Annotated in this window: 9 protein-coding genes; 6 read left to right on the top strand and 3 right to left on the bottom strand. The window is 52.5% G+C overall.

The window, feature by feature from the left end; translation table 11 throughout:
• The first annotated feature begins 159 nt into the window (after positions 1-159).
• The 6 genes from BACCOP_RS18840 (at position 160) to BACCOP_RS18815 (ending at position 8,205) form a co-directional block, all read left to right on the top strand.
• Positions 160-1,410: a DUF3575 domain-containing protein gene (locus BACCOP_RS18840; protein WP_007571972.1), complete on the top strand. Its 1,251-nt coding sequence runs from the start codon at positions 160-162 to the stop codon at positions 1,408-1,410.
• Entirely contained in the window at positions 1,407-2,435 is a 1,029-nt protein-coding gene (locus BACCOP_RS18835) for a DUF5119 domain-containing protein (RefSeq protein WP_007571970.1), read from the top strand. Before BACCOP_RS18840 ends, BACCOP_RS18835 begins: the two co-directional genes overlap by 4 nt.
• Positions 2,436-2,493: 58 nt before the next feature.
• Positions 2,494-3,522: a fimbrillin family protein gene (locus BACCOP_RS18830; RefSeq protein ID WP_007571968.1), complete on the top strand. Its 1,029-nt coding sequence runs from the start codon at positions 2,494-2,496 to the stop codon at positions 3,520-3,522.
• 139 nt (positions 3,523-3,661) lie between these two features.
• Positions 3,662-4,636, top strand: a complete 975-nt coding sequence (locus BACCOP_RS18825) for a fimbrillin family protein (protein ID WP_007571966.1) — start codon at positions 3,662-3,664, stop codon at positions 4,634-4,636.
• 46 nt (positions 4,637-4,682) lie between these two features.
• Positions 4,683-5,825, top strand: coding sequence for a fimbrillin family protein (locus tag BACCOP_RS18820; protein ID WP_225719301.1), 1,143 nt, complete (start codon positions 4,683-4,685; stop codon positions 5,823-5,825).
• 25 nt (positions 5,826-5,850) lie between these two features.
• A complete protein-coding gene (locus tag BACCOP_RS18815) occupies positions 5,851-8,205 on the top strand; it encodes a DUF4906 domain-containing protein (protein WP_007571963.1) in 2,355 nt (784 codons plus the stop codon).
• A 389-nt stretch (positions 8,206-8,594) separates the two neighbouring features.
• Here the strand turns inward: BACCOP_RS18815 and BACCOP_RS18810 are convergent, their stop codons facing one another.
• The 3 genes from BACCOP_RS18810 to mobV form a co-directional block, all read right to left on the bottom strand.
• Complete coding sequence (locus BACCOP_RS18810) at positions 8,595-9,725, bottom strand: acyltransferase family protein (protein WP_007571958.1); 1,131 nt, start codon at positions 9,723-9,725, stop codon at positions 8,595-8,597.
• A gap of 177 nt (positions 9,726-9,902) precedes the next feature.
• Positions 9,903-11,309: an OmpA family protein gene (locus tag BACCOP_RS18805; protein WP_007571956.1), complete on the bottom strand. Its 1,407-nt coding sequence runs from the start codon at positions 11,307-11,309 to the stop codon at positions 9,903-9,905.
• A gap of 52 nt (positions 11,310-11,361) precedes the next feature.
• Complete coding sequence (gene mobV, locus BACCOP_RS18800) at positions 11,362-12,819, bottom strand: MobV family relaxase (RefSeq protein WP_007571955.1); 1,458 nt, start codon at positions 12,817-12,819, stop codon at positions 11,362-11,364.
• Positions 12,820-12,878: the final 59 nt, after the last annotated feature.

Here is a 12,878-nt window from a genome sequence, read left to right as displayed (position 1 = left end):
ACGATTTAACCAACAAATAAATCGGCATAACTGACAGTTATCCGGCTGATTATTTGTTGGTTCGGTGCTTTTTTACCTCTAAAGAAAGAAGCACGGCACGGACAAACGTACAGAGATTGAATAAATAGCTGATATAAATAAATTGGCATAGACAGAATTATGACAATGAAACGAATACTGTTATTATTTCTTTTATTCTGCGGCGGGTATGTTCATGCGCAAGAGTTGGACTCGGCCCGTATCCATTACCGGCAGGGCCACAGGGAAGTGGACATGCTCTTCCGGGACAACCGCGCGGAACTGGAGCGTTTTATCCGCACCCTGCGTGAAGAACACGGTGCGGACCGCCTTGAAAGCGTCGTGATACGCTCGTGGGCATCGCCCGAAGGTGTGAACCGTCTCAACGGGGTGCTGTCAGAGCGCAGGGCCGACTCCCTGAAATCCTATCTCGTGCGCCACGCCGGAATCCCCGACAGTTTGATCTGCATACATGGAGAAGGTATTGCGTGGGACATGCTGCGCCAAATGGTCGCCGCCTCGGACATATTATACAAGGAAGAGGTGCTGCATATCCTTGACCATACGCCCGTATGGGTGTTCGACAAGGCAGGTCGCGTAGTGGACGGACGCAAGAAACAGCTCATGGACCTGCGGGGCGGTATGCCGTACACCTACATGCTGGAGAATTTCTTTCCCGAACTGCGCTCCAGCCTCTCGGTGGCCTGCTACCGGAAACCCGAACCGCCCGTAAAAGTCATTTCCCAAAAAGAGACGAAAGTGAAAGAGCCGGAACCGGCCCTGCAACCCGATAGCGTGGCGGAACCGGCCTCCGAGCCGGCAACGGTGCGGAAGGAAGCGACCGTGCAACCGCATAGACCGACAGTACAGCGGTTGGCCGTTAAGACCAACCTGCTCTACGATGCGATACTGATGCCTTCGCTCGAAGTGGAGTACCGTATCGCCGACCGTTGGACGGTGAACCTCGAAGGCGACATGGCATGGTGGAATAATGACGGCAAGCACAAATGTTACCAAGTAGCTACAATCAGCCCGGAGGGACGCTGGTGGTTCGGACAGAAGCAAGGCAGCCCGTGGCACGGCCACTACCTCGGCGTGTTCGGCGGCTTCACGTGGTACGACCTTGAAAACGGCAAAGAGGGCTATCAGGGCGAGGCCGAAATGGTGGGTGTCAGCTACGGCTACATGTTCCCCATCGGACGGCGGCTCTCGCTGGAAGCCGGTATCGGTCTGGGGTACATGCACAGCAAGTACGAAGAATATCTTCCCATCGACGGGCACTACGTGTACCAGCAGACAAACCGAATGAATTACTTCGGTCCGTTGAAACTGAAGTTTGCCCTTGTGTGGCGGTTGTGGGATACCGATAAAAAGAAAGGAGGCGCACGATGAAAGCAACGCTACGATATACCCTCATGGGGCTTACGTTTGCAGGATTGACATTCCTTTCCACGAGCTGCCGGAAAGACCTGTGTTACGACCACGACGAGCATGGTCTTTCCGTGAAGGTGAATCTCTCTTCCGACTGGGAACAGGAATGGGAACGTACTTACGCCTATGACTGGGAAAAATTGTGGGAAGAGGACTGGAAGTACGACTATGAAGATTTGTGTCCTGCTCCGGCCGACGGAATACGTGTCCAAGTCTATACCAGCGACGGACAGCGTATAGAGAGCAATCTGCCCGATGAAGGAGGACGGATCGCCATGCCGGAAGGCACGCACGAACTGTTGTTCTACAACAATGATACGGAATATATCGTGTTCGATGGCGTGGCCGCTTCGGAATCCGCCACAGCCACCACACGCGGCGTGACCCGGAGTTCTTTCCATGAATTGCACGCGGGGGAACGTACCGTGAACCAGCCCGACATGCTTTACGGGGCATACATGGAAGAATACACGGCAGAAAAAACACTTGCCCCGACGGAGCTGCCGGTTACCTTGCGTCCATTGGTTTACACCTATATGATACGTTACGAGTTCGAAAGCGGACAACAATACGTGGCCTTGGCACGCGGAGCCTTGGCAGGCATGGCCGAAACGGTCTATCTGAACGATGGGCATACCGGAGAAACCGCAGCCACGGTAATGTTCGACTGTACGCTGGAAGATTACGGAGCGGAAGCGCTGGTACAGTCGTTCGGCGTACCCGACTATCCGGGTGAACATTACGGACGAAACGGTACGGACGGGCGAAGGTACAGCCTGAACTTGGAGGTGAGAATGGTGAACGGCAAGTTCAAGACCTTCGAGTTCGATGTCACAGACCAAGTGAAAGGACAACCACGGGGTGGCGTTATCGTCGTGAGCGGGCTGTCGATTTCCAACGACGAGGGGCTGGAAGGCGGAGGCAGCTTTGACGTAGATGTGGACGGCTGGGGAGAATGGGTGGACATACCGCTGCCCATTGACTGAAACGAATAAAACAACAGGTACTAAATAACCAAATTTTTAATTTAATTTTTTACATCTTATGAAGAAAAGTTTTTTTGTGCTTGGAGTGGCTGTAGCAGCACTGGCAAGCTGTACGAACGAAGAAGTTGTGGATATGCCGCAGAGCCGGGCGATCCAGTTCGGAACTTTCGTGAACCATTCAACGAGAAGTAGTGTGACTGAAACAACGGAGCAGAATCTTCAGAAGTTCTTCGTATTCGGAAACTATGATGATTCATGGACTTCCGTATATACCAATGTTCAGGTAGACGGAGGCACTGTAGGAGCGGAGGGGACGGTTTGGAATCCCACACAGACTGCTTATTGGATAAATGGCAAGAAGTACCGTTTTGGCGCTTACTCCAATGGTGGTAATAAAATTGAGAATGCAGAGTTTAATGCAACCTCTCGAGTGTTGACATTCCCAAATTACTCGGTAGACAATACGAAAGATTTGATTGTGGCTATACCCCAAGAGGTGACTGCAAAAGAAGCTAATAATGGTCCGGTAAACTTATCTTTCTACCATATGTTGTCGCAGGTGAAGTTCACGTTCAAGAACACGGACGCTTATGACTACACCATGAAAATCTCCGACATCAAGGTGAATGCAGTAAAAACAACTAATGTTACAGCGACTTATGCCGAAAGCGGGAAACCAGATATCAATTGGACTACTCAAAGTGTTTCAACAGAGGACTATGATTTCGGAGCATTAGGGGATATTGCCGAAGAATTTAAGGACGCTACCCACACTACGACCTGCTTTGTCATTCCACAAAGCAACGAAAATCTGGAAGTAACCTTTACCGCAACTTTCTATGATGCAGCAAATAAACAATTAAGTGAAAATCAGTTCAAAGGAAAATTGGCATATAAAGGCGATGTTAGCGGCACAGTACAGAACCAATGGACTGAAGGTTTCAAATATAACTATACAGTAGAAATCAACGGTAGCACGATTGATCCGGAGTTGAAGGAGCAGGTAATTGAGTTCAAAGTTATTGATGTAGATGAATGGGCTGACGCATCAAATAGTGATGTAACCCCGGAAAACGCCGGAGAGTAATCGCTTGCATCAATAGCCGAAAAGACATCACATCAGGCTATGAGGGGTTGAATGTCCCCTCATAGCCACTAACGGGAGTGTTGCTCCTTATTTACGCTACCGGTAGCGTCAGAAATAACCGGATATAAAGAAACAATGTATGATTATGAATAACAACCTATTCAAAACCTTGTTCATACCGGCTGTCGCCTGCCTGCTGGGAGCCTGTACGGAAAGCACGGGCCCGGACATGGAAACAAGCGGCAACAGCGGGGCGATCCGTTTTGCCGGTCCCGCCGTGACACGGGCCGCCATCGACGACGCGGACGGAATGTTGACCGATGGAAACTCGTTCAGCGTATGGGGGAACTACACCGACGGAACGGGCGGTACGGCCACGAGCGTGTTTAACGCCGAAAAAGTGACATACGTTTCCGGCATGTGGGGTTACGAGGGCACGAGATACTGGCTCCCCGGTAATACCTACGACTTCTACGCCCTTTATCCGTCTGTGGAAACGCTGGGCGATGCCGTGTCCTCCGCCACCTGCACGGACGGCACATTTACCGTCAAGGGCTTCGACGCCACGAAAGGACACGACCTGATGACGGCGAAAAAGACGGGTATCTCCGTCATGGCAGGCCAGACAGAGCCTCCCGGTCCGGTAGCCCTCAAATTCCAACATTTGCTGGCACGCATCACCTTTGCGGCACGCAGTGAGGGTGGCAACGCCACGGTACATTCCATCTCCCTTGAGGGGCTGGATGTCAAGGGAGATTACGACAGCGGCAAGGAACCCCTGTGGAGCAACACGGCAGAGGGAACCGTCAGCGTGGAGAAAGAGACTTCCGTAACTCCAGCCGGAAATGCGGACGTGTCGGGCGACCTGCTACTCATTCCGCAATCGCTCACGGACGGGGTGAAACTGACTGTCACCTACGATACCGATGCCGAGAGGGGAAAGACCGCTTCCTACACCTTGCCTGCCACCACCGTGAGCATGTGGGAGGCGGCGAACCATTACCGTTACTCGTTCACCCTCACCGGCGGAGGCTATATCGTGTTCGACCCGCCCACGGTCAACGCATGGAGCGACGCCATAGGCGGGAACGTAACCATCGACGTGACCCAATAACCCAATTATAAGCTATCTGTAACTTGACGATAAAATGAACATCCAAATGAAGCAACGATACATACTTCCGGCTCTCCTGCTTCTCTGCTCCGCCTGCCAGCAGGAGGAATGGGCGCAGCCCGAAGCCGACAGTCCCGACGCCATCCACTTTGCCGCCCCGGTCATTACCGTGGAGAAACTCACCCGGAGCACGTTCCACGACGCATTCCCCACCGGCGGCACGTTCGGCGTACTGGGCTACTGCGTGCCTTATCAGCGTGGCAGTAACACCGAAAAGGACTGGGCATCGGGCAGCGCGAACTGGGGTAACAAGAGCGGCAACGCCTTCCCCGACGTGTTCTTCAATCAAGCCGTCACCTACAACGGCTCGGCCTGCACTTATGACTATAATAACAGTGGCGGCCCGCGAAAATGGTACAACACGACGGAAAATCCGGCGGCGACCTCCCCCGACAGCTATCGGTACACCTTTTTCGCCTATTACCCGAAGGACGGTTTTACAGTGGAAAGTCCCGCCAGCGCCACCACACGGGGCGTGCCGAAACTGACGTTCACCATGCCGTTCGGCGAGACGGGCGATGTAGCGACTACCACGTTGAACGACATGCAGACACCCGACGCGATGGTTTCCGTCGTCTATAACCACCTGCGTACCACGGGGAACGTGGGCTTCAATTTCAGCCACATCATGACGGGCTTGGGCTTCGCCGTGAACAACTACAATTACGGAGATGAAAAGAAGGAAACTGTTACCGTCAAGCGTGTTACCTTGTCGGGCCACTTCACCCGCTCGATTACCATCGATTTCAGCAAGAATACCAACGAAGAGGGATTCTACACCTACAGCGGCACCTATCCCGGCACATACGAGATATATAACAACGAGACAGGGCTTGCAGTAGCTCCCAACAGTTCCGTCAGCCCGATAGGCGACAAGCACCTGCTTCTGTTGAGCAACGCCACGGACGGCACTTATTTCGGCAAGGACGTGGAGGTTTCCGTCGAATATACCTACAAAGGGGCGGATAAGACCGCTACAGCCGAACGTCCGACACAGTTCCAGCCCCGTGCGGGTGTCCGCTATACGGCGCAGCTCAACTTCGTGGGCGAAACCTTCGCGCTGAACTTTATTGCCGCCGATAACGAGTTCTGGGAAGACGGGGGCGACAGCGACGTCTCTATCCAATAAAACAACAACCGAAAACAGCATAAAGATGAAAAAGATACTTTATTATTTCCTGCCGGTGGCCTCCATGCTCTTGCCGGCAGCCTGCACCACGGAGGAGGACTTTGGCGGCGGTACCGTTCCGCCCGGCGACGGATTCACCATCGAGGCCGTCTGCCAGAACATGCTGCCGCAGCAAGTCGTCACCCGCTCGGCCATCGCCAAGGACGACAAGGAGAAGCGCATCAACCAGCTCTACCTGTTCTTCTTCGACGAAAACGGCGACTATCTGGAATCGAGCAACACGAAAGTATTCTCGCCGTATATGGCTCCGTCGGCGAATACGACCAATGTCAGCATTCCTACGGACGTGTTTAAAGATCCGGCACTCGCAAAAAAAACTACCATCTACGCTTTGGCCAACGTGACTCCGGAGGTGGTAACTGATGCCAACGGCGACGGTTATCCCGATAATTTCCCCCAATATAGCAAAGACGGGAAAAAGCCCAAGGAGCTGCTCGAAGCGTTCGTGTACGATCCTGCCAATTATACTCCTAACACCCGCGATGACATCACGACCCTGCCCAGCACGGGAATGCCGATGGCGGGCAAGAGCGCGACCGTGAACCTCACCGAGAAGGGAAGCCTCACGATGCAGCTCAAGGCACTGATGGCCCGCATCGACATCAACATCAGTATCGATTCCGACCACTCGGACGAGAGCGGACAACTGCCCCGCCTTTCCATTGCGGAATGGGGCGTGTACAACATGCCTACCGCCGTACCCCTGACCGAGCCTGCCGATGGCCAGACCAGCCTGACTACCGATGAGCCATACCGCAATGTAGAAAACATACAGAGCGATGCCGTCGTTTACAACCACGGCGGGGCCGCCTCCCTGACCTTCTACATGTTCGAGAACATGATTGAACCGGACGAAGATCCGGAAAACTATCAGTATCCGGCTGGAGTAGAGGACGATGTTGACAAGCAGCGGTGGAAGCCGAGACTTGTAGGCGAAAACAGTAAGGCTACCTATTTCAAGATGAGAGCCTACTACACTACCTATAACGGCGACCCCTCCCTGCCCGCAAATCAGGATAACACCACCATCGAGGCCGAATATACCTTCTATCTCGGAGGCAACCCGGTGAATGACTTCAAGGTGATACGCAACAGGCACTACGCCAACAACATCGTCATCAGCGGACTGACCCATGTGGGCAACAACCCGGACCACATCACCTTCGATGCCCGCGTCAACATCACCGAGCAGAACAACCCGTTCTACCTGTCCATGCTGCGCGAGCGTGACCACGACGCCCACTTCTGTATCACACCTTTGGACGTGTACCTCTTCGAGGAAGATGAGAATCCAAAGATGAAAGTCAGCATAGCCGACCCGGAAAGTCACACTTGGATACGCATGGAACGTGTGCCAGCCGAAAATATGGAGAATGGAACACTCTCTGCCGACATGAGTACAGATACCCATTTGGCGACCGGACAGAAATGGACTGCGGGAAACGGCAAACGCAAATACTTCACCACGGACTTGGTGACCAACACCCTTGCCCAAAACACCGAATACACCATCAGCAGGAGCCGTGACCGCATCTATTTCTACTTGGACGAAAACCTAAGCACGAAAGACCGCACCGCCACCGTCAACATCTCGTACACCGACAACAACACGCAGACGCCACGTACCCGTACCATTGAAATCGTACAGCACGGTCTGTTGCCGGTACAGTGGTATTATGAAGGCAGACTTCAAGGCACTATCTACGTGGAAGCCTATGAGGAATATATATCCCATTACGACCCCCTGAACGAGTTTGAAGGGGATTATATCTATGACGGTTTGGAATGGGGTTGTAATGGTGAATACATCGGAGGTCCGCTAAATAACGAATGGACGGAAGGAAACAAACATGGGGCGGCAGCTACCCGGCGCATTATTACCCAAGCTGGACAATCAGAAATGAACCTGAACGAAAAACCCCGCTCAGCGGCGGAATATTGCTATAACAAGAACAAGCGCAATGCCAATGGAGCCGTACAGGGCATGAGCAATTCTTCCGGTTGGTTCCTGCCCGGTATCTCCCAACTGGAAAGTATTCTTACCTCTTATTACAATACATACACGGAGTTCCAGAACAATTTCTACTGGTCATCGGCGGCAGCAAAAGATAGAACAGGAATATGGCCTGCGTATATCTATCCAGAGAGCACCAGCTATGCCCGTGCCACCAAGGCCCTGCCAGACGGTGGTTATGCAGAAAGTGATTGGGACGATATATACACGAATGATAACGGCACTACCGGTAAAGCACCCCGCATCAATAGACCTCTCCGCATCCGTGCAGCCTACGTACCGCCCAGTGGCGTAACTATCCAGTGACAACCGCCAAACTTTAATTCCGTGTCTTACTCACTGCCCGTCTGTAGGAAACCCCTCTACAGGCGGGCAGTGCTGTTTTTATTCTCCCGGTATGTCTTTGGCCTGTACAACCGACATGCACACGCACGTTTTATACGTCGGTCGGGATAGAAAAAGGTGTGACAATATCAAAAGAACCTATTCAACAAAAAGAGGTTTGTAGCCTCCCCAAAAGCCCCTCAAACCTATGGCAAAGGCATCAAGGGGCTTTTCTTCTATCAGCGAAACAGTAATAGACATTTGGGTTCGCGTTATCTGATTGTGTCGTCCGCAAAACACCTTCGGCGTCGGAACTTTATCTGTCATCCGACAGAAATACGATAATAAATATAGGATTTCTTTACCGCTTTTTATTTCTTCTTCAAGAAACGTTCCGTGAGCCATTTGCGCACCGGGAGATCATAGCACTTCAGGCAGGCATAGGCAAGCGCGAACGCCCCGACGAACGTGAGCAGCATGTAAGGAAGGCCTTCGGCAAGTGTCGCCTGACGGTTGAACGCCCATGCCGTATAAATATAGACCAGCGGATAGTGGGTGATATAGACGGGATAGGATATGTCGCCCAGAAACTTGCATACGGCAGCGGAGCGTTTGCCCGTTATCCTGCCTCCCGCTCCCATCGAGACGATAACCGGGAAAATGCAGATGATGCAGAAAGCCTCGTAAAGCCCGTTCATCCAATACCCGTCCTCCCCACCGATACGGGGCGCGGAAAGCACGGCGATTATCATCAGGCTGCACCACCCAAAAGCATTCTTGCGGGTGCGTATCAGCCAGCCAAGCCGGGACAGGAGCAGTCCGCCAAAGAAGGGGTACATCAGCCGGACCAGTCCCACGTACTGCTGTTCCCAGTTCAAAGCCCATCCGCCCACGATGTCGCCGGCAGGTGCGGTAAGGCAGCGGTGTACCGTGAAGCACGCCGCTATCGCCACGAGGACAGTCAATGCCGTCTTGCTGAACTTGCGGATGAACAAGGCGTACAATATGTTGCCGATGTATTCGTAGTAAAGCGACCATGCCGGCCCGTTCAGCGGGTGCATTTCCATCCATCCCCGGACGTCCCACTTCAGCGGCAGAGGCAGTAACGTACAACCCAGCAGCATGACCAGCAGCACCGCACCGGCGGACACGCCCTCCATTGCCGGATAACAGGGGGCATCCTGAAACCAAAAGAGCGCGGCTCCCACGATACTCCCCATGATCACCATAGGCTGTAGCCGGATAAGACGACGCTTGAAGAAGGTTCCCGTGCTCATCCGGTTCCAACGGTCATCGTATGCGTAGCCGATGACGAAACCCGAAAGCATGAAGAAGAAATCGACTGCCAGATAGCCATGATTGATAATCTGGTTCAGATGGTTGCCGCCGGAATGCGCTTCCAGCAGATGAAAGGCCACTACCATAGCAGCCGCCACACCGCGCAGTCCGTCCAGAATCTCGTAGTGCGGCTTCGAGGTCAGATAAGAGTTTTGCATGTTCATGAATTATACCGGTAAAAGACTGAATGCAAAGATAGTATATAATAAATAATTACGATGTTCGTTACCGATTAGAAAATATCAAACAGTCAGATTTCCGTTTAAAAAGAGAGCCGATCTTCACAGACAGGCTCTCCATAAACGAAAAAAAATGTTTTTATATCGTATGAACAAAAAGTATTATTTGAGATGCAGCATAACCTTTGTATGGCGGTTGGCCTCATTGGGCGCATAATCGGAAATGCCGCCTTGGTGAGTTTTGGTTATCTTGTCGCCCGACACCCCACGTTTGATTAATTCTTCAGCGATATAATCGGCTCTTGATGCACTCAAGACATTGTTTACGGATGCTGTTCCGGTCATACTGTCAGCTGCACCAATGACGCTTACCGATAACCCGTACTTCTTCGCTACTCTTGCCAACTCGTCGAGATTAAGCGTCTGGGAGGTATCCGTGAGACGCGCCGTATTGAGTTGGAAGAAGAAATACACGGGTGAGCCGATACACTCTTTTCCGTTCTGCATACGAGCCAAATATTGCATACAGAGTGTGTCTTGACCCGCACAAAGGGGAATTGTGTCGGCAGATTGTGTACCCTTCCCATCCAAGGGAGATTTCCCGTCCCACTTCCGGTTCTTAAGTCTCGCTTGAAGCGAGTTCAGACCGCTGTAATTGTTTTTGGGATAACGGTTGCCGTCGAATGCATCGTCGTCATCAAAAAGATGGCTGTACTTGTCGAGCAATCCTTCGATTTCCAGAATCTTTTTCAGCTCAGCGAGTGTCCGTCGGTCTCTGTCATGCTGCCCTGCATAAAGACGGTTCTCTTCCGACAAAGCATTTACGCGCTCGACAAGCCACTGATCGCGGCGGATATAAGGACTTGGGTCTATGGCGCGTTTCCAACCGACCCTGCCGATATGAAAAGAAAATCCGGCGGTAAGCGATAACATGTGGTCACCAAAACGGTTCTCCTTACCATACCCGTCGAAATCTTGGAAAGTGGTTGCGCCGGAGAGTTCCACGAGGGCGCTTACCCTTTTGGAAATCCGGTACTGCCCCTGTATACCATAAGAGACTGCAAACGGGTTATGCCCGTTGGTCGCATGATGCAGCAGCCCGATACCGGCAAAGGGAGCCAGATGCCAGCGTACCTGTTCCTGACGGGAATAACTGCCGCCGAGCACATTCCATAGCAGATCCGCATGGAGGTGGTGGTATTCCTGCACGGCCAGCGTACCGTCCTTGAACTGCAAGCCGCTATAATTTATGCGTGCGCCTACCCACGGGGTGAACCACTTGCCAATGGCAAGGCTATACGAGGGTTTCAACCTCCCGAACAGGTCTTCGCAGCCAAGCGGGGTGCCGAGAAAGGCCGTCGTGCCTCCGGCGATACTGACGAACCAGTTGCCGTTTCCCCGTGCCGGGACGACCACTCCGTCAAGATATGAGGGCTGTAACGGCTGCAGCAGTTCAGTGTCATCGTAACGGAACATGCAGCGTACAGTATCCTTCTCCGTGGGTTGTACATCCGCACGGGCTTGCAGCGTACAGAACGCCGCAAAGATAAAGATGATATTCTTTGTCATAATTCCAATTTTTTAATTGTAATCTATTCAGTTTTCAGGCAATCTTTGCCATTTATCGTTTGGGCTTTTTGCCGATGGCCGGACGCATCATGCGGCTCGCCATTCTCATGCAGCGGAGCGCCCATGCCCGGTTGTCCTCGTCGTCATCGCGTCCCCATTTGAGGTCACTGCCGCCACCACCTCCGCCACGTGTTTCGGCAAATGTAGTGGCATCATCGACCATGCCGAGGAACAACAGTGTGGCGCAGTGCATGACTTCCGTGCCTTGTTCTGCCACGGAGCGCACGAGGGTGCCATCGAACAGTTGCCGTTCGGAGGGCTTCATACGTGCCGACAGTTCCCGCCACTCATCGACCATGTTTTCCAGCATGGCATCCTTGAGCAGGCTGTCCACTTTGGAATGTACATCACGGGTGTATTCGTAGGCTTCTTCCTTAAGCTGTTCCGTGCGTTCCTGAATGGCATCCATATTCTCTTTGAGGTCGGAAAGCTGTCGGTCGGCAGTCTGTAACTTCTCCTGTTTGTCTGCCAGTTTCCCTTGGATAGCGACCAGTTCTTTTTCGAGTTTCTCTTTCTCGGCGGATATGGCCAAGGCATCGTCTTTTCGGGAGTTCATGTCATTTTCGAGTGCTGCCAGTTGGGCCTCCTTTTCGGATTTCTCTCGTCGCAGGTTTTCCACCATTGAAGTGAGACCCTTTACCCTGCGCTCTGCCAGCCGTATATCCGAATGAAGATCGGAAAGCACTTTTTGGTGGCGGTCAATATTCTCCTCGATAGTTGTACACTCTTCCGAGAGCATACGGCGGTATTCTTCCGTCGTCCTGTGCCGTGCGCCGGTCTCGGCGACGCTCCGGCCTCTCGCCATTCCCCATTTCGTGTTGACCTCGGCGAAAAAGTCCGTATGGAGCTGTTTCATTCTCGCACTATATTCGAACTTGTCCTTTCCGGCGAATATCTCCTTGTACGCAAACTTCCCGTCTTTGATTGGCAGAAGCGTGCAATGCACGTGCGGATTCAACTCGTCGAGGTGTACAATGAAGGCGGCAACATTCTGCTCTCCGTATCTGCCACAAACGAATGAATAGACATCCTTTGCCCAACGTTCGATGTCGCTCTTCCTTTTGATGCTGGTATTGTCCGCACCTTTTTCAAAATCCACCTTCTGCGTACCGAATGCGAGTTCGTGCATCCGCTCCCGCGAACCTCCAAAGATGATGTTTACCACCGTGCGGTATTTCGGTTCGATCAGTCCCTCGTTGGGGTCCTTTATTCCGCGACGGCCCAATATGTCCGCCATCCGTTCCGGGATATTACGGCTCGTGTCAATAGGGCGTATCTTGCCTCCGGACGCAATCTCGAAGTTCAGATGTTTGCGAGTGGGATCGTAGTTGCCCTTACTCATGGCGTACTTCTCTGCCTCTTTGCTGCGATTGCGCAGATGTTCGTTGCCTTGGGCGGCGGTGATTCCTTTCGACACTTGAACGTCAAGAACCTGTTTTGCATTTGCCATACTGCTTCCGTGTTATTTCGGACAATCCCCCGTGTCCCCAGCTTGCTGCTTGTACGGAC

The organism is Phocaeicola coprocola DSM 17136, from assembly GCF_000154845.1.
GTDB lineage: Bacteria > Bacteroidota > Bacteroidia > Bacteroidales > Bacteroidaceae > Phocaeicola > Phocaeicola coprocola.
Note: the sequence above shows the minus strand (reverse complement) of the source record. Positions and strands in the feature narration are given on the sequence as shown.